Consider the following 25,545-nt stretch of genomic DNA (forward strand, 5'->3'; position numbering starts at 1 on the left):
ACCGCCACCGGGCGTGCCCCCGTCACCACTGGGGTTGCGTCGATCTGGGCGCCGACCTCGGTACGTCGTGGGCGGCCACGGACCGTGGTGTCGTCGCGGGTCGGCGTCGTCCGGCGGTCCTCGCTCGGGTCTGCGGCGGCCAGTACCATCGCACCGGTGACGAGTCCGATCAGTTCCGACGGTCTGCGCACCGTCGTGAAACAGGGGGTGCGACTCGGTGCGACCGCCACCTCACGCTGGCGGCGCGGTCCGGACCTCGTCATCGTCGGCGTGAAGCGCGGCGGCACCACGTCGCTGTTCCGAGACATCGAACGCCATCCGGCGATGTGCCCGCTCGTTCCGTCGGCACGACGCCTTCCGTTGCGTGAGAACCAGAAGGGCGTCCACTTCTTCGACACCGGCTTCCACCACGGCGAACGCTGGTACCGCGGCCACTTCCCGACGGAGACGACACGACGGCGTCGTGCCCGACGGGTCGGCAAGGCATTCACGGCCGAGGCGAGCCCGTACTACTTCTTCCAACCGCTCGCTGCTCGGCGGGTCGCCGCTGCGCTTCCCGAGGCGCAGTTCGTCGTTCTGCTCCGCGACCCCGTCGAGCGCACCGTGTCGCACTGGTCCGAGCAGACCCGGAACGGGGTCGAGACCCTGACGCTCGCCGAAGCGGTCGACGCCGAGGAATCGCGAGTCGGCGACGCCGGGGCCCGACTGGCCGACGGGTCGATCTCGACGAGCCACGCGCACGAACAGAAGAGTTACGTGGCGCAGAGCATGTACGCCGCATCGATCCAGCGCTGGTTCGACGCAGTCGGACGTGATCGCCTCGTCGTCGCCTTCTCCGAGGACTACTACCGCGACCCCTCGATCGTGATCGACGAGATCACCGACCGACTGGGTGTCGCCGCCATGACGGACGACGAGATCGGCCGACACCGGAATGCCGCGCCGCGTGCCTCCGCCATCACCCCTGATCTGGAAGCGTCGTTGGTCGAGCGGTTCCGTCCCGACGTCGCCGCGCTCGGCGAACTCCTCGGACGTCGCCCTCCGTGGCCGAGGTTCGACTCGCCCGCATCGACGTGAGGCATCCGTCGTGAAGGTGCTGCAGTTGCACGCCGGATATCGCACCCCCGCCGGCGAGGACACCGTGGTCGAGGCCGAAGCCCGTGCGCTGCGTCGTGGCGGGCACGAGGTCGAGCAGGCGATCGAGCACAATCCGGCGACGACCGTCGCCGCGCTCCGGGCGCTCGCGAGGAGCCGGTACAACAGGGTCACCGCCGCGCACGTCAGCGAACTCTGCGACACGATCCGCCCCGACATCGCTCACGTCCACAACACCTGGTTCGCCCAGTCGTCCTCGGTGATCGACGCCGTCGTCGATGCGGGCCTCCCGACGGTGATGACGATCCACAACTACCGCCTCAGTTGCCTGGGCGTCGACCTCTTCCGCGACAACGCGATCTGCACGAGTTGCGTCGGCCGCTCCCCTGTCGCCGGCATCGTCCACCGCTGCTACCGGGACTCGTTCGCGCTGTCCGCAGTGATGGCCGTGGAGGTCATGTCGACTCGTCGACGCCGCACCCTGGAGCGGATCGACCGCTTCGTGGCTCCGTCGGCGTTCATGGCCGACCGCTTGGTCGACATCGGGGTCCCGGCCGATCGGCTCACCGTGAAACCCCACTTCACGCCCGACCCCGGCCCTCGGGCCTCGTCACCGTCGACGTCGAACGACGTGCTGTTCATCGGTCGACTCGCGTCGGCGAAGGGCATCCGCACGCTGTTGCGAGCCTGGGAGCGGCACGCATCGGGTGCGTCCCGCGAGGCCAGCGCTCGCCGGCTCACGATCGTCGGTGACGGACCGCTCGCGGCGGAGGCCCACGAGTCCGCACCGCGAGGCGTCGAGTTCGCCGGATGGCTGTCGCACGCCGAGGTGCAGCGACGGATGCGCGGCGCCCGGGCCTTCGTCTTCCCGTCGGAGTGGTACGAGCCGTTCGGGATGGTCCTGATCGAGGCGATGGCTGCAGGCACCCCGGTCGTCGCGACCACCGCCTCCGACGCTGCGCAGATCACGGGCACTCCTGCGCGGCTGGTGGCACCCGCAGGCGACGAACGCGCGTTGGCAGCCTGTCTCGACGAGTTGGACGATGCCACCGTGGACGAAGCGGGTCGCATCGCTCGACGTCGGTTCGAGGAGATGTACAGCGAGGACATCGGACTCGAGGCGCTCGTCGATCTCTACGGATCGGTGATCGAGGGGCGGCGTCGACCATGACACGTCGTCCCACCTGGCGCAGCGTTCCGTTGGCTCCGCGCCTCGCGCTCCACCCTCGCGGAGGTCGCTCCGGTTCGAGTGTGCGGGCCCTGGCGGGGTCGTCGGACTGGCGGCGCCGACTCCTCGATCGTTTCGGCTCGTGCATCGTGTCCGTGGCCGGCACGTCGGCGCTCGCGCCGGCACCGTCGCCGGGGTGGCCCGACGCGAGCTGGGAGGAACTCGACGACGAACTGCGCGGCACCCTTCCCGGCCTGCGGCTGATCGGTGCCGTGTCACCTCGCCAACCGGGTCGCGAACGGCTGTCGCTCCTCGGGCACATGACCGGCAACCCCGTCGTCGTCAAACTCGGACGCGACGAGCCGGGGGGCGACTCGGGCCTCGACCGCGAGCTGCGGGCACTGGAACTCCTGGCCGGCGACCCGCTGCCCGGAATCGCGACCCCCGAACCGCTCGACGCCGGCGCGCTCCGACTCGCCGACTCCGCGGTCGACTACCTGGTCACCACGTCGATCGCGCTGCACCGCCAACGGCCCGCCGTCGACGAACCGCTGCGCAGCTTCGAGTCCGATCTCGGGAGCCGCCTGAATGCGCTCTCCCGAACCGGAACGGATGCCGACCACGACAGCGACCTGGTGCCCGTCCACGGCGACCTGACGCCATGGAATCTGCGCCGGACGCCACGGGGTCTCGCCCTGTTCGACTGGGAGGCAGCCGGGTGGGGGGCGCCCGGCTCCGACATCGCCCTGTACCGCACCGCGAGTGACAGCATTCGACGACCGTGGGCGAAGCGTGCGAGGGGGCGAGCGTCGTGACCGCCATGCGCGTCCTCGTGGTCCACAACTTCTACCGGTCGGAGAACGCCTCCGGTGAGAGCCTGTCGGTCCTCGACGAGATCGACGGTCTCCGCGACCTCGGCTGGGACGTCGAGGTGCTCAGTTCCGACAGCGACGTCATCGGACGAGGCGACGTCGCGATCGGTGACCTCGCGCTTCGCCCGATCTACAGCCGCAGCAGCGTCGCACGGGCCCGCGACGCGGCACGCCGGTTCCGTCCACACGTCGCGCTGGTCGAGAACCTGTTCCCACTCCACTCCCCGTGGGTGATCCGAACGCTGCGATCGCGAGGCGTGCCCGTTGCCGCCGGCGTCCGCAGCTACCGGATGTTCTGTGCCGCGTCGAACCTGTTCCGCGACGGATCGTCGTGTCGCGACTGCATCGGATCGGTCGCGAACCTGGCCGCGATCCGCCACGGCTGCTACCAGAACTCGCCGTTGCGCACCGTGCCCATGTCGACGTCGCTCGCGCTGCACCGTTCCACGTTCCGTTCGATCGACACCCTCCTCGCCGTGTCCGGGTTCGTGCGCGACGAGTTGATCGGGGCGGGCTTCGACGCCGACAAGATCGTGGTGCGCCCGAACTTCGTCGACGACCCCGGTGAGGCCGACCACACGCCCGGCGACGGCTTCCTCTTCGCCGGGCGACTCACGCAGGACAAGGGCGTGGGGGCGATGTTGGAGGGCTGGAAACGGTCGGGGGTCTGGCGTGAGCATCGCCTGCGCGTCGCCGGGAGCGGCCCGATGGAGACGGCCCTCGCCGACCTCGACCCCGTCCACCGGGTCGAGCCGCTCGGACTGCTCCCCCACGACGAGATGATGGCGGTCGCACGGTCGGCGGCCGTGACGGTCGTGCCGTCACTGTGGCCCGAACCGTTCGGACGCGGCGTCGTCGAGGCTGCGGCACACGGGCGGGCCTCGATCGTCTGTCGGAGCGGCGGCGTGGCGAGCCTCGTGATCGACGGTGAGACGGGGTGGATCGCGCAACCGGACGCCGACGGCATCGCCGCCGCGTTCCGTCGGGCCGCGGATCGATCGGAACAGGAGCGGTGCGGGTCGGCGGCGCGCCGCCACTACGAGCGGCACTACACACGCGAGTCATCGCTCACCGTGCTCGACGAGCAACTCCGTCGCCTCGCTCACCGCGGCGACATGCGCTGACGAACGGGTACGCCGCACACCCCTCCCCGTGAACCGCCGGGTCGGACGGGTGCATGGCCGATGTGGCGAACGTCCGGGTCCGACCGGAGGTCGATCGACGCACACATCGCACGCGACGTGGTCGAGCCTCACCCTCTGCAGTCACTGAGTGCGCGCATGGTGCGCCGGGTGGCGTGGAGCGCCGCTCCAACGTCAACACTGTCTCAAGTTCCGGACTCAAGCCGGGGCCCCGATCCGCCGAAGAACGAGCACGATGAGCAACTCGACATCGACCTCTCCCGCTGGAGCGTTCCGGCCTGCGCCGCCCGCGGACACCGGGCAGTCTGCCATCGGCCCGGTGGAGGCGTTCTGGCGATTCCGCTCGTGGACCGTTCCGATCACCGTCGTGATCGGCATCCTCGCGGCGCTGGCGGCGCTGGCGACCTCCGGCACGTCGACGGCCACCACCACCCTCTACCTGACCGACCCTCGCGGCGCGCCCGTGTTCCGTGACGGCTCGAGCAACCCGGCCGACCTCGGCCGGTACGCCCGCCAACGCGCCGAGTTCGCCCAGTCGGCGAACGTCCTCAACCAGGTGGTCACCGAACTCGACGCGCTGCGCGCGACCGACCCCTCGATCGAAGCCGCCGACGTCGACGCCCTCGACGACATCGTCGAGGCGGCGGCCACACCCTCGGCGGACGTGCAGATCGACTGCACCGCGACCGACCCCGAGCACGCGCTGCTCGTGTGTCGCAGCGTCGTGCAGACCTACGTGGAACTCGCGAACGACGACATCCAGGAACGCGCGAGCGTGCAGATCGAGGTCCTGCTGAGCGAGCGCACACGACTGATCGCCGACGCCGACTCCCAGCCCAGTTCGATCGCCGACATCGACGGTTCGATCGCCGACATCCGCAAACAGGCCGCTCTCTTCGGGAGCGGCGTCGAGTTCGTCGAACCCGCCCAGGTCCAGGAGGACACGCGCATCGTCCCCGCCGTCCAGTTCGGCGTGGCGGGCCTCCTCTTCGCCGCCTTCGCGATGGCCGCCCTCGCCTGGGTCCGAGCCGGCCGACGCCCCATCGTCAACTCGGGATCCGACGCCACCGCAGCACTGCGCGCGCCGTTGCTCGGCGAGATCGTCGCCAGCCCCCACGAACCCTTCGCCTCCGCCAGCCCGCCCGGTTCGGCGTATCAGTTGCTTGCGACCAGCTTGGGTGCCGTGCACCCCGACGGTGGCATCGTGCTCGCCGGCAGCCCCACGCCGAGCCAGAACGCACCCGAGACGATCGCGCGCATGGCGACCGCGTCGGCGCGCGAAGGGCGACGGGTCCTCGTCGTGGACGGCGACACCGAGGGTCGACGTCTCAGCCGCCTCTTCGGCCAGGAGCAGACCAACGGTGGCCTCACCGAGCTGCTCGCCGGCCTCACCTCCTTCGACGAGGTTCGCCGATCGATCGGCGTCGGCGGTGCGGCGACGCTCGACCTGATCACCGGCGGTCGACCGATCGACGACCCGTCGAGCCTGTTCCGCTCCCAACAGGGTCGCGAGACCTTCACGTCGTTCCGCAGCCGGTACGACCTGGTCCTCGTCGCGATCCCGCCACTGCTCACCGCCGCCGACGGCTCCGCTCTGGCGAGTGGCGCCGACGGTGTGGTGCTCGTCGTCGACCGCGGTTCGGAGTCGCACGACCTCGACACGGTGCGCCAACGCCTCGACGTGTTGCGCACGCCGGTGATCGGCGTCGTGTTCGACCATCGCCTCGGGGCCCACTGACCGATGGCCGGTCGGTCCGGCAAGCCGCTCGCAGCCGTCGCCTCCCAGGGAATCGTCGCCGGCTCGAGTCTGCTGCTCCAGCTGGTCGCCCTGTGGAAGATCGGCGAACGCGGGCTCGGACAGTTCGCACTGCTCTTCGGCATCCTGGTCACGATCAACTCCATCCAGTCCGGATGGTTGGGTGACTCGCTCACCGTCCTCGATCGCTTCGAGCCGGGCATCCGCCGCGCTCTGGTGAGGTCACAACTGGCGGTCGTGATCCTCGTGTTCGGCGCCGCCACCCTGCTGGCGCTGCCCGTCGGCGACGTGGGTCTCACGACGGCCGTGCTGTTCGGTGTCACGTCGACGGCGTGGGCGATCGAGGAGACGTTCCGTCGGCTGCTGATCGCCCGGCGGGAGTTCACGAAACTCGTCGTCAACGACGCCGCGTTCGCCGCCGGTTCGTTCGGCCTCGTCGGGTTCGTCGTCGTCACCGGCGCCACCTTCGAGTTGGAGACGCTCGTCCTCGCGCTGCTGGCCGGCGCCGCGGTGGCGATCGCCGTCGGGGTGATCCAGCTCCCGGCCATCGAGCTCTCCCGCGGCATCCTCGGCCCCTCGCAGATGCGCACGGTCGCATCGTTCGCCGTGTGGCGTGCAGCTCAGGTCGGCTTGCGTCCCGGCAGTCAGACGATCGTGCGGTTCCTGGTCGTGTGGGTGGCCTCCGAGGCGGCACTCGGTCAGCTCGAGGCCGCACGCCTGGTCCTCGCTCCGGTCCTGACCGTGGTCAACGGTGCGGGGGTCTACCTGTTGCCGACCTACTCCGCCCAGGCACGCGATCGGCGCCCGCTGCGCCCGTCGGTGCCGTTCGCGATGCTGGTGGTTGCGGCGCTGGCCGGCGGATACGGCGCACTCGCCGTCGCATTCCGCGGGCCGCTCACCGACCTGCTCACCGACGGCACGACGGCCGTCACGCTGACGGCCCTCGTGGCCTGGACGGCGTACTCGATCGGTTTCGGTGCAGGCGTGCCTGCGGGCAACGCACTCGTCGCGCGTGGCCGGTCTCGTGACGCCTTCACGGTACGGATCGTCGATGCCGTGGTCGGCGTGGCCGCATCGGCGGTCATCGCGGTCGCGATCGGCAGCGATGCCGTCCCGTTCGGCCTCGCGCTGGGCACGTTCGTCGGTGCGATCCTCCTGCTCCGGGGATTGCGCGACGCCGACTCCCCGGGCGCCTCGCTGCCGGCGCCGGACGCGTCGCAGCGCGTCACCGACCTCCCGGCACCGACCTCGGGAGCGACACCGTCCGCCATGCGCCGCGCAGGCGTCGACACCGGACCGGTCGACGAACCCCTCCGGATCGGTCTCGGCGTCGACGTCGATCGGGTCGACCGGCCCGCCGACACCGATCCGGTCGTCTTCGGAGACATCTCCAGCATGCGCGGATCCGATGACGACACACTCCAGTGGACCCCGCCGCTCGCACGCCTCCCGCGACCCCGCGTCGCCCGTGCCACCACCCGTGCCACCATCGGCGACCACTCCCCGTTCGGCTCCGGCGGCGCGGCCCGGCGCGCCCTGAAACCCGTCGAGCGCGACCGGTGGCTCTGGTTGCTCCCGCTCGTCGCCATCGTCGCCACCGAGTACAAGTTCCGGCGACGCCCGATCGACGAGGCGCTCGGTGGTGCGGTCGACCTGATGATCATCGCCGAACTCGGCGTGTACGCCCTGATCGGGCTGTGGGCGGTGTGGCGTCTCGCTCCGACGAGGCCGCGCCTGACCGCTCTCACCGTGGCCATGTGGGGATACATCCTCACCACTGCGGCGAGTTCGCTGTACTCCACGTTCCCGCTCCTCGCGCTCGCCCGTGGCGTGCAGTTGGTCATCATCGGTGCCGTCGTGCACGTGATCGCGACCGACGGGCGGATCCGTCACCTCACCAAGCTGATCCACGGGTGGATCGTCCTGCTGACCGTGTCGATCGCCGTCGGGCTCGCCTACGTGGCACCGACCACGGGCCCCCAGGAGGGACGCTTCACATGGCTCCACGTCCACAGCGTGAGCGCCGGATCGATGCTCGCACTCTCGACACCGATCCTGCTCGGTCTGTGGCTCTCGGCCCGCCAACGGGACAATCCGATCGCCCTGCCCTGGCCTCGGTGGGTCTACGGATCGCTCCTGGTCGCGCACGGCGTCTTCCTGCTCGCGACCCGCACCCGTGGATCGATCGGCGGATGCTTCGTCGCGCTTGCGGTGATGGCGTGGATCTGGTCGGGTCAGAAGGCCAAGCCGCAGTTGGTCCTCGCGAGCCTCGTCGGAGGAGGCGCTTCGCTGCTCGCCTTCGGCGCAACGGTCCTGTCGTTCCTCACCCGGGGCGAGTCCGCCGACCAGATCGGTACGTTCAATCGCCGGACCGAGATCTGGAGCCTGGCGTGGGAGTCGTTCCTCGACCGCCCGCTGCACGGACTCGGCTTCACCTCGGCGAAGGGCGTCTTCTTCGACGAGACCGGTCTCGGCGGAGCCCACAACGCCGTGGTCAACGTGATGATCGACGCCGGGCTCGCCGGGCTCGTGTGGTGGTTTGCTCTGTTGATCGCCGCCGGCGTCGGGATCTTCCGACTGGGCCGCGGGGCGCGTCGGCGGGAACTGGTCCAGGGTGCAACCGGGTCGGCCCGATCCGATCACGTCGTGCTGGTCGGGATGTTCGTGGCGAGCCTGATCAACTCGATCACGACCGAAGGGCTCGGCGCCGGAGTGAACGTCTCGGCGATCTGGCTCTACCTGATGGTCGCCTGGGTCTGCGTGCTCCGTCGTGACGCCCGACCTGCGCAGCCCGAGCCGGTCGTTCGACCGTCGGCCGCCGCCGACGCCGGTCTGCCCAGGGCGTGATGCCCGGACCGTGATCCGCGGGCGATGCCCGGGTCGTGACGTTCAGAGACCGAGTTCGGCGGCGAAGTGGGGAATCGTGCGTTCCAGGCCGGTCCGCAGGTCGATTCCGGGTTCCCAGCCGAGCTTCTCGCGGGCCTGGGTGATGTCGGGGCACCGCTGCTTCGGGTCGTCGGACGGAAGCGGTTCGAACACGATGCCCGCCGTGCTGCCGGTCAGTTCGGTGACCAGGTCGGCAAGTTCCAGCATCGTGAACTCGCCGGGGTTGCCGATGTTGATCGGGCCGATCTCGTTGCTGTCCAGCAATGCGATGAAGCCCCGGACCTCGTCGTCGACGAAACAGAAGCTGCGCGTCTGCGAGCCGTCGCCGTAGATCGTGAGCGGGTCGCCGCGCAAAGCCTGGGTGATGAAGTTCGACACGACGCGGCCGTCGTCCGACTGCATCCGGGGGCCGTAGGTGTTGAAGATGCGCACGACCCGGATCGCCACGCCGTGCGTGCGGTGGTACGCGAACGTCAACGCCTCGGAGAAGCGCTTCGCCTCGTCGTACATGCTGCGCTCGCCGATCGGGTTGACGTTGCCCCAGTAGTCCTCGGTCTGCGGGTGGACGAACGGATCGCCGTAGACCTCGCTCGTGGACGCCATGAAGAACGTCGCGTTCTTCGCCCGGGCGAGTTCGAGCAGGTTGCGTGTCCCGATGCTTCCGACGTCGAGTGTCTCGATCGGGAACGCCGAGTAGTCCTTCGGTGATGCCGGGCTCGCCAGGTTCATCACGGCATCGACGTCGCCATCGACGTGGACGGCGTCACAGATGTCGCCCTCGATCAGTTCGAACGAGTCCTGGTCGAGCAGATGAGCCACGTTCGACCGGCGACCCGTGACGAAGTTGTCGATGCAGACGACCTGATCGCCGCGTGCGACGAGGGCGTCGGACAGGTGCGAGCCGAGGAAGCCGGACCCTCCGGCGATGACGATGCGCACGTGTCAGCGCCGGCCGACGCCGTCGTAGCGGAGGCCTGCATTCTTGACCGCATCGGGGTCGAAGAGGTTGCGGGTGTCGACGATCGTGGTGCCCTTGCCCACGCGGCTGGCCAGCTCGTCCAGATCGACCTTGGCGAACTCGGGCCACTCGGTGAACACACAGATCACGTCGACGCCGTCGGCGATGTCCATCAGGTCTCCGACCAGTTCGACGCCTGCGAGCGTTACCTCCTGGTGCGGCGAGAGATCACCGCACGTGGTCGGGTCGAACGCCTTGACCTCGGCGCCGACCTTGCGGAGTTCTCGGATGATCGCCATGGCAGGCGACTCGCGCAGGTCGTCGGTGCCGGCCTTGAACGTCAGGCCCATCCCACCGACGCGGACCCCGGACAGATCGGACTGGTGTCGGCCGACGGCCTTGGCGATCTTGTCGACCATCCGCCGACGCTGTTCGTCGTTGACGTCGATGACGCCCTTCATCATCGAGAAGTTGTACCCGTGGTCCTCGGCGATCTTCACGAGCGCCCGGCTGTCCTTCGGGAAACACGAACCACCCCATCCCGGCCCGGGGTTGAGGAAGCGTGTGCCGATGCGGGTGTCCGAACCGATCCCCTCGACCACCGCCGACACGTCGGCTCCCACGTGCTCGCACATCGCTGCGACGGCGTTGACGAAGCTGATCTTCATCGCGAGGAACCCGTTGGCCGCATACTTGATCGTCTCGGCAGAGGCCGGGTCGGTGATGATCACCGGTGTGTCGATCCCTGCGTACAACTCGGCGACCTTCTCGGCTGCCGCACGGTTCGCCGCGCCGACCACCACGCGGTCCGGCATCAGGAAGTCGTTCACCGCCGTTCCTTCTCTCAGGAACTCCGGATTCGACACCACCGACACGTCGTCACGCTGGAGCACCTTCTCCACGGCGATCGTGGAGCCGACGGGCACCGTCGACTTGTTGACCACGACCGCACCGGGCTTGAGGATCGGAGCGATCTCGCGCGCCGCCTGCTCGATGTAGGAGAGGTCCGCACTGCCGTCGTCGCCCTGGGGCGTGGGCACGCACAGGAACACGATGTCGGCATCAGCCGCAGCCGCCTGGGAACCGAGCACGAACTCGAGGCGACCCGCACCGCGGGCATCGTTGACGATCTGTTCGAGGCCGTCCTCCACGATCGGGATCTTCCCGCCGTTGAGGAGGTCGACCTTGCGCTGATCGATGTCGCCGCACACGACGTGATGACCGAGATGGGCGAAACACGCACCAGTGGTCAGGCCCACGTACCCCGTGCCCACCACGCCGAGTCGGATGTCGGTAGCTGGCATGGGGGTACTTCCTCGCGTGATCAGGGTGCTCATGGGATCGACTTCCGGGTCTCGATGTGACGAAGGACGGCGATCCGGTACGTCCGGCCGCCGACAGGATATCGGGCGGTTCGGTCGCTGTCTTGAGCAGCATCCGCGATCGGTCGCAGCGATCAGGGCCCGGTCCCGGGCTCGCCAGGTCGAAAGCAGCGGCCGCGGCGTCGACGCGACCCGTCCGTTCGATACGGTCCTCGTCGTGTTGCGACAGCTCAGCGATGACCCCCTCGTCGACGCGTGCGGGTTGGAACCCACGTTCGTGTGCGAGAAGGTCTTCGAGGCCACGAACGGAAACGAGATCGCCGCCAACGTCGCTGGCTGGCTGATCGACCGACCGCTCAGCATTCTGCTGATCCTCGTCGTCGCCTGGGTGATGACGAGGATCGCGCGGCGGGTCCTCGATCGACTCGTGCGACGCCTCGTGGCTCCCGATCGTGACACGGTCCAGCGGCGATTGAAGGCCGTCGGGATCGACCGACCTGGCATCCTGGCCAGTGGCGACCCCGACGACGTCGACGAGCAGGTCCGAGCCGCCGCTCGACGGGCCTCGCGAGCGGAGTCCATCAGCAGTGTGCTGTCGAACACGGCGATCATCGCGATCTGGACGATCGCGTTCATCACGATCCTCGGAGAACTCGGGATCAACCTCGGTCCGATGATCGCCGGTGCAGGGATCGCCGGCGTCGCACTCGGCTTCGGCGCCCAGAGCCTCGTCAAGGACTTCATCAGCGGGGTGTTCATGCTGATGGAGGACCAGTACGGCATCGGTGACGTCGTCGACGTCGGTGAAGCCGTCGGCACCGTCGAGGAGGTCGCGCTCCGCACGACAGTGCTGCGCGGGCTCGACGGCACGGTCTGGCACGTGCCGAACGGCGAGATCCGTCGGGTCGGCAACAAGTCGCAGCACTGGTCCACCGCCGTGGTCGACGTCGACGTCGCCTACGACGCCGACCTCGACGCCGTGCGTTCGCTCGTCGAATCGACGGCGATCGCGGTGTGCACGTCGGAGCAGTGGTCGAGCGACGTGCTCGACGCGCCGAACGTCCTCGGCGTGGAGATGCTCGGCGCCGACGGGATCACGATGCGAATGGTCGTCAAGACCGCACCCGGCGCCCAATGGGCGCTGCAGCGGGCGTTGCGCGAGGCGCTCAAGTCGGCCTTCGACGACGCCGGCATCGAGATTCCCTTCCCTCAGCGCACGCTGTGGCTCCGAAACCAGGAGTCCTGATGCCATGATGACGGTCGTGATCCACCCGCCGAGCCGCGATTCGAATCAGGTCCGATGACCGATTTCCTCGCGGCCACCCCCGGCGGAGCCATGCTCGGCTTCGCCGTCCTGCTCGCCATCGCCGGACACGTCGGCCTCTCGTTCGCGGAACGACGGGCGACACCCTCTCGCATCGCATCAGTCGGTGAATCAGGCGCACTGCGCAAGGAGTCCCCCGCGGTGGTGAACCTCCTCACCAACGACGCGACCGTCACGGCGGCGGGCATGCGCGCCACGGTCGTCGACCTCGCGTCACGCGGCTGGCTGCGCATCCTGCCGCCCGTGACCGACGACGAGACCAGCCGGGTCCGCCCTGCGTCGGAGGCCTACGACGGGGACGCGCTGCTCCCGCACGAACGCCTGGTGCTCCAACACATCCTCGCTCGCTTCACCACCGACCAGGCGATCCCCGCACGTCACCTGGCGGTCGACATCCGAGGTCCGTGGTGGCGACGGTTCCGGAGCCTGGTGCACGCCGAGGCCAAGCGGGCCGGGCTCGTGACGCGACGTTGGAACCCGATCCTGCTCGGTGGTCCCGTCGCCGCCGCCCTGTTGGGGCTCCTCGCCTGGAACGTCTCGCGAGACGACGGCACGCCCGTCGCGGTCGTCGACTCCATCGAGAGGCGGATCATCGCGATCGTCACCCTGGCCGGGCTGATCCTCCTGATCGTGCGCATCGTGCGTCACGTGATCAGCAACGACGTCACGCACACCGAGGCGGGTGTCCACGCGACCGGACGCTGGCTCGCCGTGCGCCAACGGCTCGTCGCGTCCGGGTTCGCTCCGATGGCAGCGAGCGCGCTCGAGGTCGGAGACCGCCGCCTGGCCTACGCGGCGGCGATGTCGCTCGCCGACGGGGCCCGGGTCGAACTCCCCCTCGCACGCGAGGACCACTATCGGGCGTGGAGCGCCGTCGGTGGAGCCGGTCGGCTCGTGCGCGTGCGATACCCGTGGCGGCCGATCTACGGGATCAACCCGGTGTACGCCCTCCTCGGCGGCCTCCTGGCGATGTTCGTCGGGCTGAGAGCACGGAGCTTCTTCGCCGACGTGGCCCGGGCCGAGGCATGGGACTCCCTCTACGAGCGGTTCTCCGAACAGGACTGGTTGATCAGTCACATCGCCACCGGGATCACCTTCGTCACCGTCATTCTCGTGCTCGTGGGCGCCTGGGCGGCCTTCGCCGGCGCCGCCGACATGTTCAACACGATCGAGCGAACCGGCGTGGTCATCCGTGCCCGTCGCCCCGCTGAGGTCACCCCACTTCCCCGCTCGTGGGTGAAGCGTCTCGAAGGCGATCGCTACAGCCTGTACGTGGCGCTCGACGACGGCACGTCGGACACCATCACGGCCTGGCGGGCGAGCGAGCGCACCGCGATGCCCCAGGGCGTCGACGCCGTGGTGCGCGCCACGCCGATCCTCGGCTACGTGCGTCGCGCGTCACCGATCGGTCACGTCTTCCACGACTGAGTCACGGCACCGCGTCACGGGCGTCGACGCGTCTCGCGAGGCCCGGACCGTGAGGTGCCGTCCCGTCCGGGTCAGGTCGCTGCGTCGGCCGTCCGGCGGATCGCACCGACGATGTCGTCCCATCGCGGTTCGGGCAGGTCGTGGCCCATGTCGGGGAACATCACCAGGGTCGAACCGGGCACTGCAGCCGCGGTCGCCATGCCGCCGCTCGGCTTCACGAGTCGGTCGACCAGGCCGTGGACGACGAGCGTCGGAACCGTGATCCGCCGCAGGCCCGGCGTCCGGTCCGGGCTGGCCGCGATCGCATTGGTCTGGCGAGCGGTGCCGACCGGTCGGAAGCTGCGTTCGACGCTCGCCTGGGACCGGACCCGATGGAGGGTGGGGTCGAAGTGGGGGCCGCTCCACAGCGAGAAGCTCTCGACCGAGCGGTCCGCTGCGTTCTCGGGCGTCGGGTCGGGCATCCGGGCCATCTTCGCCATCACCTTGCCGGTGATCCGCCCGGACCTGCCGTCGCCCGGGTTCGACATGATCGACGTGAGGGAACGGACGCGACCGGGGAAGTCGATCGTGAGTTGCTGGGCGATCATCCCACCCATCGACATGCCCACGATGTGCGCCGACTCGATCCCGAGCGCATCGAGGAGTCCGTCGGCATCAGCTGCCATGTCGACGATCGTGTACCCGGCTCTCACCGGCCGTTTGGTCAGGACCTTGGCGACCGCACGCGCAGGTGTCAACGGCACCCAGTCGAACTCGGTGCTCAGCCCGATGTCACGGTTGTCGAAGACCGTGACCCGGAACCCGGCATCGACGAGTTGCCCGACGAACCCGTCGGGCCAGTCGGTGAGTTGGCCGCCGAGCCCCATCACGAGCAGCAGCGGATCGCCGCCCTCGCCGTGCTGCTCGTACTCGATGGTGATGCCGTTCGCCTGAACCTGTGCCATCGCGGAAGCGTACGTGCAAGGTGCTCGCCCGACGCCGACCACGAGACGACCGGCCGAGGTCGCCTCAGGTCGCGTCGGCGGACAGACGAACGCGGAGCGAATCGATGGCGTAGGCGTCCATCGAGAGCACTTCGAACTGCCCGATCTCGGTGTCCACCCGGTCGCCGACCGCAGGGATCTCGTCGAGCGCGGCGATCACGAATCCGGCCACCGTCTGCCAGTCACCCGCCGGGAGTGGAACCCCCGTGTACTCCTCGAACTCGTCACTCCGCAGGGTGCCGTTGAGCCGGTACGACCCGTCACCGAGCCGCTCGCACTCCCGCATCCGCTGGTCCGACTCGTCGTCGAAGTCACCGATCAGTTCCTCGATCACGTCCTCGAGCGTGACCAGACCGACGACCGTGCCGTGCTCGTCGATCACGAGCGCGACGTGCTGTCGCTCGGTCTGCATCTCCAACAGCAGATCCTCCAGGCGGTGGTGCTCCGGAGTGACCATCACCCGCCGGGTGATGGCGCCGACCATCGTCGAGTTCCACGTGCCGTTCGGCAGGCGCAGCAGGTCCTTGGCGTGGACGAAACCCTTCACGTGGTCGAGGTCGCCGTCGAACACGATGATCCGGCTGCGACCCGTCCGGTGCGCCTCGCCGGCCGCCACGTCGGCTGTCGAGTCTGCCGACACCGCGATGATGTCGCGACGCACCGTCATTGCGTCGGAGGCCGTGAGGCCCGACAGTTCGAGTGACCGGGTCAGCAGCTGGTGCTCCGTGGCGGCCAGGCCACCATGCCCCGCCGACTCGTCGAGCAGCAACCGCAGGTCGCCGGGCGAGTGCGCCATGGCCCGCTCGTCCTGCGGCTCGACGCCACACGCCCGCACCACCATGTTGGCGATGCCGTTCATGAACCAGATCACCGGACGGAACACGGTGACGAAGGCCCGGAACGGGCGGGCGAGCGTGAGCGCCGAGTCCTCGGGATGCGAGATCGCCCACGACTTGGGTGCCATCTCGCCCACCACCATGTGGAGGAACACCACGATCGACAGAGCGATGGCGAAGCCGATCACGTGCGACCACTCGGTGCCGAAGATGACGTTGTCGTGCAGGAAGTCGACGTTGCCCAACAGCCCTTCGAAGATCGCAGCCACGGCGGGTTCGGCCACCAGACCGAGGCCGAGCGAGCACATCGTGATCCCGAGTTGGGCTCCGGCGAGCATCAGCGTCAGCTCACGGATCCCGGCGAGCGCCGACTTCGCCTTCTTGTTGCCGTCGGCGGCGAGCTGTTCGATGCGCGACCGCCGCGACGCGAGGAGCGCGAACTCGGCCGCAACGAAGAATCCGTTCAGAACGAGCAGGACCAGGGCGAGGATCAACGCGGGTCCGTCGAACTGCACGCCTTCGCGCATGCCTGCCTCGACGGCCAGGACCGCGTTCACGACTCCTCCCCGTCGCCGGCGTCACGTCGCGTCGCGTCGCGGTCGTCGTCGACCGCGTCGCCGTTGTTCCGGCCGCGACCGCTGCGCTCCCTGCTCTCCGTTGCGGGATCGACGTGGTCGGGATCGACCTGAATCCGGACCTCCTCGATCGCGTATCCGTCGATCTCGGTGACCTCGATCAGGATCCCGTCGACGGTCACCTCGTCACCGACCTCGGCGATGCGCTCCAGCTGGTCGAGCACCAGACCCGCCACCGTGTCGTACTCGCCGTCGGGGAGCAGCAGGCCGGTCGCCCGTTCGATCTCGTCGGGACGCGAGGTCGCCGTGACCGTCCACACGCCGGGCGAGTCCTCGGTCTGCTCGCTGGTCTCGGTCGGGTCGTACTCGTCTTCGATCTCGCCGACGAGTTCCTCGACGATGTCCTCGAGGGTGATGATCCCGGCTGGACCGCCGTACTCGTCGATCACCAGCGCCATCTCCGTCGAATGGGTACGCAACTGACCGAGCACCGCGGTGAGGCTCGCGGCCTCGGGCACTGCGATCACGTCGTGCATCAGGGTCTGGACCAGCGTCGTGTCGTACTTCGTGCGGTCCACGCCGAGCAGATCCTTCGCGTGGACGATTCCGGCCACCTTGCCGTCGGAGTCGACCACCGGGAATCGTGAGCGACGCGATGCCATGGCATCACGCAGGTCCGTCGCCGTGGCGACTCCGTCGATCGAGACGACCTTGTTCCATGCGACCATCGCGTCGGAGGCTTCGAGCTCGCCGAAGTCGAGCGCCCGTTCCAGCAAACCGGCCTGTGACTCGGTGAGGTGGCCCGATTCCGCCGAGGAGTCCACGATCAGGTCGAGTTCCTCTGCCGAGACGCCGGCGTGGAGTTCGTCGACCGGTTCGATGCCGACGAGGCGCAGGAGCCGGTTGGCCGCACCGTCGAACAGGCGGATCAGAGGTCCGGCGACCTTCATGAAGATCAACGTCGAGCCAGCGACGGCTCGCGCCACCGGCTCCGGCTTGGCGATGGCGAGATTCTTCGGGGCGAGTTCGCCGAACACCATCTGAGCGATCGTCGCCAGGACGAAGGCCAGTGTGAGCGACACGCCGAAGCTGGCACCTTCGCCCACGCCGACCGCTTCGAGCAGCGGCTCGATGACGCTGGCGATGGCGGGACGGGCGATGAAGCCCAGCACCAGCGACGTGACCGTGATGCCGAGTTGAGCGCCCGAGAGCATGAAGCTCAACCGCTTGTGAACCGCCACGGCGCGGACCGACTTCTTGTCACCACCATCAGCGGCTTCTGCCAGCTTCGATCTGCGAGCTGCCACGTAGGCGAACTCGGCAGCAACGAAGTAGCCGTTGGCGGCGATGAGGAGGGCGACGGCGATCAGACCCACTGCGGTCGTCATGGCGTCAACAACTCGGAGGATGACGCACCGCGAGCAGGTCGCGGGACGTCGAGGTTCGGTCGTCGGACATTCGGACGCCGATGGTATCCGGTGCCACGCCTCACCCGTGCGTACGTGCAACTGACACGATGGCGAGATGAGCGACGGACCACGCCTCGAACCGCCGTCGGAGCGGCCCCTCAACGCCGTGGTCGTGCTGCTCGACAGCCTCAACCGCCACATGCTCGGCTCCTACGGTGGGCGCGAGTTCGACACCCCGAACCTCGATCGCATCGCCGCTCGATCCCTGCGGTTCACCAATCACCAGACCGGCGCGCTCCCGTGCATGCCGGCGCGCCACGACCTGCTGTGCGGCACGCTCGACTTCCTCTGGCGACCGTGGGGGTCGGTGGAGTTGTGGGACACGCCGATCACCCGTCTCGTCCGCGACGAGGGTGTGACCACGATGCTCGTGTCCGACCACCCGCACCTCTTCGAAACCGGGGGCGAGAACTACCACACCGACTTCGCCGCATGGGACTACACCCGCGGGCACGAAGGCGATCCGTGGAAGACCGCCGTCGACCCCTCGTGGCTCGGCACGCCGGCACTACCGGCCCGTCCGGCGCCGCGGCACCACCCGTACGAGACGAACCGGACGTGGTTCGGATCCGAAGCCGAGTTCCCCGGCCCCCGCACGATGCAGGCAGCAGCGGACTGGCTCGCGACCCAGGCGCCGCAGTCGGAGCGGTTCCTGCTGGTCGTCGACGAGTTCGATCCTCACGAGCCGTTCGACGTGCCCGAGCCGTGGGCGAACCGATACGACCCCGATTGGGACGGGCCGAACATCATCTGGCCGCCCTATGCAATCGACGCGATCGCATCGGGTGCCATCGACGAACGGTCGGCTCGCCACGTGCGAGCGAACTACGGCGCCAAGCTGACGTTCATCGACCACTGGCTGGGGCGGATCCTCGACCGGTTCGACGAGCAGGACCTGTGGAGCGACACGGCCCTGATCCTGTGCACCGACCACGGCCACTACCTCGGCGAGCGGGACATGTTCGGGAAGCCCGGTGCCCCGGTCCACGGCACGCTCGGACACATTCCCCTCCTGGTGGCCTGGCCCGGGGCGCGACCGACGACCGTCGACTCGCTGACCACCACGGTCGACCTGTTCGCGACGCTCTGCGACGTGTTCGGCGTCAATCCACCGAACGGCACCCACGGCCACTCGATCGTCCCGTTGATCGACGGGTCGGCCGACCGCATCCGCGACTGGGCGCTGACCGGCTACTGGGGACGCGAGATCACGATCGTCGACGACACGCACCGATACACACGTGCGCCGCTCGCGACGAACCGGCCGCTGTCGATGTGGTCGAACCGCTGGTCGACGATGCCGATCCACTCGTTGCCGAACCTCCGCCTGCCACATCCCGACCATCGGGCGACGCTCGACACGATGCCCCACAGCGACGTCGCCGTGATCCGTCAGCCGTTCGACGTCGGTGACGCCGTCCCGTTCTGGGCGCTGCGACCCGAGGTGGAGCCCGTCCACGAGCTGTACGACGTGTCCGTCGACCCCGACGAGACCGAGAACCGGTCGGGCACCACCGACGAGACGGCACTGGTCGAGTTGCTCCGCACCGCACTCGACGATCTGCAGGCACCGACCGACCAGCTCGTGCGGCTCGGGCTGCCGTGACGCCTGCGCAGCGCTACCGTCCCATGTCATGAACTTCCACGACATCACGATGACGTCCATCACGGGCGACCAGGTCGACTTCTCCGACTACGAGGGCACGCTCGTCCTCGTCGTCAACGTCGCGAGCGCTTGAGGCCTCACGCCTCAGTACGCAGGTCTGCGTGCGCTCCACAACGACAACGACGACCTGGTCGTGCTCGGCATCCCGTGCAACCAGTTCGCCAACCAGGAGCCCGGCACCGATGCCGAGATCCTCGAGTTCGTCACCGCGGAGTTCGACGTGAACTTCCCGATGTTCTCCAAGGTCGACGTCAACGGCGACGACGAGGTGCCGCTCTACACGTTGCTCAAGGCCAGTCAGCCCGGTGACGGCGAGTCCTCCGACATCGCGTGGAACTTCACGAAGTTCCTCGTGGACGCGTCCGGAGCCGTGGTCAAGCGCTACGAACCCCAGACCACCCCCGAGGAGATCGCACCCGATCTCGACCGCTTCCGCTGACGGAGCCGTGCGTCGGGGGCCGGCCCGAGTTCGAGGTCGGTCGCCCGTCCCCTGGTCGCCCGCTGCCCCCGGACGGCCGCGATGGGTCAGACCTGGTCCGGCCGATCGGTCGGGTCCGTGGGGTCAGTCCTCGTCGACGTCGACGATCGGCACGTCCGGTTCCGGTGTCGTGTCGTGGAACCGGCGGCGCTCCCCCTCGCCCGCCACGGCGAACGCATCGTCGACGAGGTCCCAGTAGGTGCGTCGAATGCCTGCGGTGCCCGCATCTCGGGCCCGCTCGTACCGCTCGACGGCATCGACGGCGGGAACGAACGTGAACACTGCGAGCCCGCCCAGGTCGACCCCTTCCGCGACGGCCACGAGATCGGAGACGTCGACGCGGTCGTAGGAGCGCTCTCGGTGATCGAGGTCGGCCAGCTCGGCCTCGGTGACCGATGCGATCGCCCCGTTGACGGCTTCGTCGTCCGCACGGACGAGACCGAGCGCCACGATGGTGCCGTCGTCGACGCGCGTCCCGTCGTCGCTCGTCCACGAGCCCGAGACGTGGCCGACCCCGTAGTTCCACCGACGTCCGAATCCTCCGAGCACCGCTGCATGGAAGTCGCGACCCGGCCGGGCGAGGCGTCCGATGGTCCGAGCCAGCGACGCCGGGCTCACCAGCGATCCGTACCCGAACACCCATGCCACACGCGTGGTGTCGGCGGGCTCACCGAGATCACTCGACTCGGTGGCCGGCAGCGTACGGATCTGTGCCCAGACGCGTTCCACGCGCGACACGAGTGCGTCGAGATCCCCCGAGTTGTCGATGACGTGGGTGGCAATGGCGCGACGGTCCTCGCGACGCATCTGCGACTCGATCCGCTGGCGCACGTCGGACTCCTCCATGCCCCTCTCGACGGCTCGCTCCACTGCGATCTCCGGCGGGACGTCGACGACGATCGTTGCGGCGAGGCCCTTGCGGGGGTTCTCGCCGAGGAGTGGGAAGTCGAGGACGACGACGCGGTCGGTGTCGCGATGTTCGTCGATCTGGCGCTGGATCTCGGACTGCATCGCCGGATGGACGATTCCGTTGAGGTCCTTCAGTGCGGCCTTGTCGGAGAACACGATCTTGGCGACCTCGGGTCGGATCAGCGCCCCGTCCGCGTCGAGGATCTGGTCGCCGAATCGCTCGGCCATCGCCGCCACCACGGGCGTTCCCGGCGCTTGCAGATCACGAGCGATCTGGTCCGCATCGACGATCGCCGCTCCCCGCTCGGCCAACAGCTTCGACACCGTCGACTTGCCCGCTCCGATTCCACCTGTCAGTCCCACGAGGATCATCACCGCGATACTGCCCGATCGGCGCAGCGGTCGGAAAACGAGCGATGCCCGACTCCGAGGAGTCGGGCATCGCCAGGATTCGATCGGCCTCGACGGCCGAGCACGGTCACTCCGAGACGGGGGTCTCCTCGGACGCCTCGTCGGTGGACGCCTCGGCAGCAGCCGGAGCCTCCTCGGTCGCCGCGTCGTCGCCGGCGGCGTCGTCCGCCTGCTCGGCATCGCTCGACGCCTCGGCCTCGCCCGCAGGCTTCTCGGAACCGTCGCCGTAGTACTCGCTCCACGCCGCTTCGGCTTCGGCCGACGCCTCACCCTGCACGTAGTTGCCGGCGGCGTCGATCTCGAAGTGCTCGCGGTACTCGGCAGCGAGCTCGCCACCCTCGGCGGCCTGCTTGATCGAGAGGCTGATGCGGCGACGAGCGAGGTCGAGGTCGATGATCTTGACCCACAGCTCCTCACCCGGCGTGACGACCTGCTCGGGGCTGTCGACGTGGTGCGCCGACATCTCCGAGATGTGGACGAGGCCTTCGATGCCGTCGCCGACCTGCACGAATGCACCGAACTGCACCAGCTTGGTGACCCGTCCGTAGACGAGCTGACCGACCTGGTGACCTTCGGCGAACTCCTGCCACGGATCCTGCTGCGTGGCCTTCAGCGAGAGGCTGATGCGCTCGCGGCTGAAGTCGACGTCGAGGACCTGCACCTTGACCGGGTCGCCGACGGCGACCACGGAACCGGGGTGGTCGACGTGCTTCCACGACAGTTCGGACACGTGGATGAGTCCGTCCATGCCACCGAGATCGACGAACGCACCGAACGACACGACGCTCGACACGGTTCCCTCGCGGACCTCGCCGACCTTGAGGTTGTTGAGGAACTGGTCGCGGGTCTCCTTCTGGTTCTCCTCCAGGTAGGCGCGACGGGACAGCACCACGTTGTTGCGGTTCTTGTCGAGTTCGATGATCTTGGCGTGGACCTGCGTACCGATGTACGGAGCGAGGTCGCGCACACGACGCAGTTCGACGAGCGATGCGGGCAGGAAGCCGCGCAGACCGATGTCGACGATGAGACCGCCCTTGACCACTTCGATGACCGGACCGGAGACGACTTCGTCGTTCTCCTTCTTCTGCTCGATGTCGCCCCAGGCACGCTCGTACTGCGCACGCTTCTTGGAGAGGACGAGGCGACCTTCCTTGTCCTCCTTGGTGAGGACCAGTGCTTCGATCACTTCGCCGATGCCGACGACCTCGGACGGGTCGACGTCGTTGCGGATGCTCAGCTCACGGGCGGGGATCACGCCTTCGCTCTTGTAGCCGATGTCGACGAGGACCTCGTCCTTGTCGATCTTCACGACGGTGCCGTTGACCATCTGGCCGTCTTCGACCTCGACCATGGTGCCGGCGATGGCGTCTTCGAAGGACATTCCGAGGTCGTCGGAGATGATCTCGCGTGGGGTGTAGTTGCCCTCCGAGTCGAAGGTGCCGAACCCGGTGTCGGCGGCCGCGGCCGGCGTGGCCTCGGGGTTCTCTTCGATGGTGTCGGGGGCGATGGTGGTGTCGGTCAAGGGAATCGGCTTTCGGAAACGGATCGATGAACGCAGGTTCATGGGAACAGGCGCGCGCCTCGGGACGAGAACGCAACCGACGATGGTACCACCCCCGCTTCCGATCCCAGCCCGAACGCCCTCACACCGCAGCGGTGAGCCTCCGTCGCCCCCAACCCGACCCGAACTCACCGCAACGATCCACACCGACCCGAGCGGTGAGTCTCCGTCGCCCCCAACCCGACCCGAACTCACCACGACCACCAGACCGACCCGAGCGGTGAGCCTCCGTCGCCCCCAACCCGACCCGAACTCACCGCAACGATCGGGACTCGGCGCAGGAGTCAGCCGCGGTAGACGCCGGCGACCCGACCACCGCTGCGCCAGTAGACGTTGTGGTCCCGATCGAGGAGGCCCTCGTCGACGAGGTGACGCCGCAACGTCGACCAGTCGGGGTTGAACCCGCCGAGGATCGAGTTGACCTCACGCTCGGCGTAGTGCTTGCCGATGTCGAATTCGAGCGCGAGACGCTCCAACACGATCAACCGCTTCGCACGCGAGGTCGGCACCGACGTCAGCGTGCGACCCTCGAAGTACCGCGACAGCACCTCGCGCTCCTCGTCGGTCATGCCGAAGCCGATGGCGGGATCCATCGGGAGATCCGGATCGACGAGATCGGCGGCGATCGAGCGCAACGTCTCCACGTCGAGGCGGTGCCCACTCTCGGACACCTCGACCAGTCCCGACGCGCCGAGCGCGGCGAGGGCCTCGAGGACCCGGCGTCGCTCGATCCCGGTGGCGTCGACCAACGACTCGGTCGTGGCCACACCTGCGACCAGCGCACCGGCGACAGCGAGCCGGTCCGTGTCGAGCAGCGTCTTCAGTCGTTCGACAGGACTCACCGTCTCCAGTGAACCAGACCGATCCGACGATGGACCCGACAACGGATCGGTATCCGTGCGGGCACTGACGCGTTCCCGCCGATCCCGCGTCCGGTCGTCGCCGAATCACCTCGGCGCCATCGGCCGAGTCCGCGCTCTCGAGCACGTCGCTCGACCGTGCGAAGCTGGCGACCTGGAGTCGAGCGAAGGTGAGGACACGGTCATGACCACGGAGACGAGGAAGCCGGCGATGGCGATCGGGCCCACCGACACACCGTTGCTCGACACGACCATCGGCGAGGCTCTCGGTCGGACCGTGCGCGAACACGGCCACCGCGAGGCGCTGGTGTCGTGTCATCAGGGGATCCGGTGGACCTACGACGAGTTCGCCGATCGCGTCCGCCGACTCGCCACAGGCTTCGTGTCCGCCGGACTGGAGCCGGGTGACCGGGTCGGGTTGTGGAGCCCGAACCACGCCGAGTGGACGCTGGTCCAATTCGCCACCGCCCACGTCGGCATCATCCTGGTCAACATCAATCCTGCGTACCGGACGCACGAGTTGGCGTATGCGCTCCATCAGTCCGAGTGCCGCTGGCTGATCGCTGCGCCGACCTTCAAGTCCTCCGACTATCGGGCCATGACCGAGCAGGTTCGTGCAGACGTGCCCACGCTCGAGCGGGCGGTCTTCTTCTGGGACGACGACTGGGACGAACTGTTCGTCGACGACGCCGGCGCGATGCGACGAGCCGACGATCGATCTCGAGGACTCTCCGCCGACGATGCGATCAACATCCAGTACACGTCGGGCACGACCGGCTTCCCCAAGGGGGCGACGCTCACGCACCGGAACATCCTGAACAACGGCTACTTCGTCGCCTCGCTGCAACAACTGGGGGCCGGCGATCGGCTGTGCATCCCCGTTCCCTTCTACCACTGCTTCGGCATGGTGATGGGCAACCTCGGCTGCGTGTCGACCGGCGCCACGATGGTGATCCCCGGCGACGCGTTCGATCCGTCGGTGGTGCTGCGCGCGGTCCAGGACGAACGCTGCACGTCGCTGTACGGCGTGCCGACGATGTTCATCGCCGAGATGGCGCTCCCCGACTTCGACGGCTACGACCTGTCCTCGCTGCGGACGGGTGTGATGGCGGGGTCGCTGTGCCCGATCGAGGTGATGCGCGGGTGCATCGACAGGATGAACATGGCCGACGTCGGGATCTGTTACGGCATGACCGAGACCTCACCGGTGTCCACCCAGACCCTGCCCGGCGACACGATCGAACACCGCACAGAGTCGGTCGGTGTCGTTCATCCGCACGTCGAGATCCGCGTGTGCGACCCCGCCACCGGCGACACGATCGCCCGTGGTGAGACCGGCGAGTTCTGCACACGCGGATATTCGGTGATGCAGGGGTACTGGAACGACCCGGACAGGACCGCCGCGGCGATCGACGCCGACGGGTGGATGCACACGGGCGACCTCGCGGTGATGGACGACGACGGCTACGTGAACATCGTCGGCCGCATCAAGGACATGGTGATCCGCGGCGGCGAGAACGTCTACCCGCGTGAGGTCGAGGAGTTCCTGTACACGCACCCGGCGGTCGAGGACGTGCAGGTGATCGGCGTGCCCGATGCGAGGTACGGCGAGGAACTGATGGCGTGGATCAAGCCGAAGACCGGCGCCACCATCGACCTGGAGACGATGCGGGCGTTCTGCCAGGGCCGCATCGCGCACTACAAGGTTCCCCGCTACCTGCGGTTGGTCGACGAGTTCCCGATGACCGTCACCGGCAAGATCCGCAAGGTCGAGATGCGGGAGACGTCGATCGCCGAACTCGGCCTCGGCGACATCGCCGACGCCGGGGGCTCGTAGCCGAGCAGC

18 protein-coding genes and 1 pseudogene are annotated in these 25,545 nt (G+C 68.4%); 11 read left to right on the forward strand and 8 right to left on the reverse strand.

Annotated elements, in window-relative coordinates; genetic code table 11:
• The first annotated feature begins 156 nt into the window (after positions 1 to 156).
• The 6 genes from ABJK40_RS12135 to ABJK40_RS12160 all read left to right on the forward strand — a co-directional run bounded on the left by ABJK40_RS12135 (position 157) and on the right by ABJK40_RS12160 (position 8,880).
• Entirely contained in the window at positions 157 to 1,077 is a 921-nt protein-coding gene (locus ABJK40_RS12135; protein WP_348480749.1) for a sulfotransferase, read from the forward strand.
• A 10-nt stretch (positions 1,078 to 1,087) separates the two neighbouring features.
• Entirely contained in the window at positions 1,088 to 2,266 is a 1,179-nt protein-coding gene (locus ABJK40_RS12140; RefSeq protein WP_348510277.1) for a glycosyltransferase family 4 protein, read from the forward strand.
• 80 nt (positions 2,267 to 2,346) lie between these two features.
• Entirely contained in the window at positions 2,347 to 3,078 is a 732-nt protein-coding gene (locus ABJK40_RS12145) for a phosphotransferase (RefSeq protein ID WP_348510278.1), read from the forward strand.
• Positions 3,045 to 4,259, forward strand: coding sequence for a glycosyltransferase family 4 protein (locus ABJK40_RS12150; RefSeq protein WP_348510279.1), 1,215 nt, complete (start codon positions 3,045 to 3,047; stop codon positions 4,257 to 4,259). Before ABJK40_RS12145 ends, ABJK40_RS12150 begins: the two co-directional genes overlap by 34 nt.
• A 253-nt stretch (positions 4,260 to 4,512) precedes the next feature.
• Positions 4,513 to 6,015 carry a CpsD/CapB family tyrosine-protein kinase gene (locus ABJK40_RS12155; RefSeq protein WP_348478217.1) on the forward strand — a complete coding sequence of 501 codons (1,503 nt, stop codon included), beginning with the start codon at positions 4,513 to 4,515 and terminating at the stop codon, positions 6,013 to 6,015.
• Between the two features lie 3 nt (positions 6,016 to 6,018).
• On the forward strand, positions 6,019 to 8,880 hold the full coding sequence (locus tag ABJK40_RS12160; protein ID WP_348478218.1) for an O-antigen ligase family protein: 2,862 nt from the start codon (positions 6,019 to 6,021) through the stop codon (positions 8,878 to 8,880).
• A gap of 42 nt (positions 8,881 to 8,922) precedes the next feature.
• Here the strand turns inward: ABJK40_RS12160 and ABJK40_RS12165 are convergent, their stop codons facing one another.
• Positions 8,923 to 9,858 (reverse strand): UDP-glucuronic acid decarboxylase family protein, encoded by a 936-nt coding sequence (locus ABJK40_RS12165; RefSeq protein WP_348478219.1) that lies wholly within the window; start codon positions 9,856 to 9,858, stop codon positions 8,923 to 8,925.
• 3 nt (positions 9,859 to 9,861) lie between these two features.
• Positions 9,862 to 11,181 (reverse strand): UDP-glucose/GDP-mannose dehydrogenase family protein, encoded by a 1,320-nt coding sequence (locus ABJK40_RS12170; RefSeq protein WP_348478220.1) that lies wholly within the window; start codon positions 11,179 to 11,181, stop codon positions 9,862 to 9,864.
• 235 nt (positions 11,182 to 11,416) lie between these two features.
• Between ABJK40_RS12170 and ABJK40_RS12175 the strand changes: the two genes are divergently transcribed.
• Both ABJK40_RS12175 and ABJK40_RS12180 read left to right on the forward strand, forming a co-directional pair.
• Positions 11,417 to 12,445, forward strand: coding sequence for a mechanosensitive ion channel family protein (locus tag ABJK40_RS12175; protein WP_348478221.1), 1,029 nt, complete (start codon positions 11,417 to 11,419; stop codon positions 12,443 to 12,445).
• Between the two features lie 54 nt (positions 12,446 to 12,499).
• Complete coding sequence (locus tag ABJK40_RS12180) at positions 12,500 to 13,951, forward strand: hypothetical protein (RefSeq protein WP_348478222.1); 1,452 nt, start codon at positions 12,500 to 12,502, stop codon at positions 13,949 to 13,951.
• 71 nt (positions 13,952 to 14,022) lie between these two features.
• On the opposite strand, the gene ABJK40_RS12185 is transcribed toward ABJK40_RS12180, so the two are convergent.
• From ABJK40_RS12185 to ABJK40_RS12195, 3 genes are all read right to left on the reverse strand, one after another.
• Complete coding sequence (locus tag ABJK40_RS12185) at positions 14,023 to 14,895, reverse strand: alpha/beta hydrolase (protein WP_348478223.1); 873 nt, start codon at positions 14,893 to 14,895, stop codon at positions 14,023 to 14,025.
• Between the two features lie 64 nt (positions 14,896 to 14,959).
• Positions 14,960 to 16,327 carry a hemolysin family protein gene (locus ABJK40_RS12190; RefSeq protein WP_348478224.1) on the reverse strand — a complete coding sequence of 456 codons (1,368 nt, stop codon included), beginning with the start codon at positions 16,325 to 16,327 and terminating at the stop codon, positions 14,960 to 14,962.
• A complete protein-coding gene (locus tag ABJK40_RS12195) occupies positions 16,324 to 17,733 on the reverse strand; it encodes a hemolysin family protein (protein ID WP_348478226.1) in 1,410 nt (469 codons plus the stop codon). Before ABJK40_RS12195 ends, ABJK40_RS12190 begins: the two co-directional genes overlap by 4 nt.
• A gap of 136 nt (positions 17,734 to 17,869) precedes the next feature.
• Here ABJK40_RS12195 and ABJK40_RS12200 point away from each other — a divergent pair, with 136 nt between their 5' ends.
• Both ABJK40_RS12200 and ABJK40_RS12205 read left to right on the forward strand, forming a co-directional pair.
• Positions 17,870 to 19,420, forward strand: coding sequence for a sulfatase (locus ABJK40_RS12200; RefSeq protein ID WP_348478228.1), 1,551 nt, complete (start codon positions 17,870 to 17,872; stop codon positions 19,418 to 19,420).
• A 145-nt stretch (positions 19,421 to 19,565) separates the two neighbouring features.
• Positions 19,566 to 19,919: pseudogene (locus ABJK40_RS12205) on the forward strand (glutathione peroxidase); the annotation flags it as partial.
• A gap of 123 nt (positions 19,920 to 20,042) precedes the next feature.
• Here ABJK40_RS12205 and coaE read toward each other — a convergent pair.
• The 3 genes from coaE to ABJK40_RS12220 all read right to left on the reverse strand — a co-directional run bounded on the left by coaE (position 20,043) and on the right by ABJK40_RS12220 (position 23,681).
• Entirely contained in the window at positions 20,043 to 21,239 is a 1,197-nt protein-coding gene (coaE, locus tag ABJK40_RS12210) for a dephospho-CoA kinase (protein ID WP_348478229.1), read from the reverse strand.
• Between the two features lie 106 nt (positions 21,240 to 21,345).
• Positions 21,346 to 22,659 (reverse strand): 30S ribosomal protein S1, encoded by a 1,314-nt coding sequence (gene rpsA, locus ABJK40_RS12215; RefSeq protein ID WP_348478233.1) that lies wholly within the window; start codon positions 22,657 to 22,659, stop codon positions 21,346 to 21,348.
• A gap of 464 nt (positions 22,660 to 23,123) precedes the next feature.
• Positions 23,124 to 23,681, reverse strand: coding sequence for a DUF2087 domain-containing protein (locus ABJK40_RS12220; protein ID WP_348478230.1), 558 nt, complete (start codon positions 23,679 to 23,681; stop codon positions 23,124 to 23,126).
• 202 nt (positions 23,682 to 23,883) lie between these two features.
• On the opposite strand from ABJK40_RS12220, the gene ABJK40_RS12225 reads away from it, so the two are divergent.
• Positions 23,884 to 25,536, forward strand: coding sequence for an AMP-binding protein (locus ABJK40_RS12225; protein WP_348510280.1), 1,653 nt, complete (start codon positions 23,884 to 23,886; stop codon positions 25,534 to 25,536).
• Positions 25,537 to 25,545: the final 9 nt, after the last annotated feature.

Source organism: Ilumatobacter sp. (genome assembly GCF_039969435.1).
Taxonomy (GTDB): domain Bacteria; phylum Actinomycetota; class Acidimicrobiia; order Acidimicrobiales; family Ilumatobacteraceae; genus Ilumatobacter_A.

Excerpts from the sequence above, each read along its gene's own strand:
- ABJK40_RS12200 (WP_348478228.1), top strand. The coding sequence starts at position 17,870 with ATGAGCGACGGACCACGCCTCGAACCGCCGTCGGAGCGGCCCCTCAAC.
- ABJK40_RS12180 (WP_348478222.1), top strand. The coding sequence starts at position 12,500 with ATGACCGATTTCCTCGCGGCCACCCCCGGCGGAGCCATGCTCGGCTTC.
- ABJK40_RS12185 (WP_348478223.1), bottom strand. The coding sequence starts at position 14,895 with ATGGCACAGGTTCAGGCGAACGGCATCACCATCGAGTACGAGCAGCAC.
- rpsA (WP_348478233.1), bottom strand. The coding sequence starts at position 22,659 with ATGTCCTTCGAAGACGCCATCGCCGGCACCATGGTCGAGGTCGAAGAC.
- ABJK40_RS12155 (WP_348478217.1), top strand. The coding sequence starts at position 4,513 with ATGAGCAACTCGACATCGACCTCTCCCGCTGGAGCGTTCCGGCCTGCG.
- ABJK40_RS12195 (WP_348478226.1), bottom strand. The coding sequence starts at position 17,733 with ATGACGACCGCAGTGGGTCTGATCGCCGTCGCCCTCCTCATCGCCGCC.
- coaE (WP_348478229.1), bottom strand. The coding sequence starts at position 21,239 with ATGATCCTCGTGGGACTGACAGGTGGAATCGGAGCGGGCAAGTCGACG.
- ABJK40_RS12160 (WP_348478218.1), top strand. The coding sequence starts at position 6,019 with ATGGCCGGTCGGTCCGGCAAGCCGCTCGCAGCCGTCGCCTCCCAGGGA.
- ABJK40_RS12170 (WP_348478220.1), bottom strand. The coding sequence starts at position 11,181 with ATGCCAGCTACCGACATCCGACTCGGCGTGGTGGGCACGGGGTACGTG.
- ABJK40_RS12225 (WP_348510280.1), top strand. The coding sequence starts at position 23,884 with ATGACCACGGAGACGAGGAAGCCGGCGATGGCGATCGGGCCCACCGAC.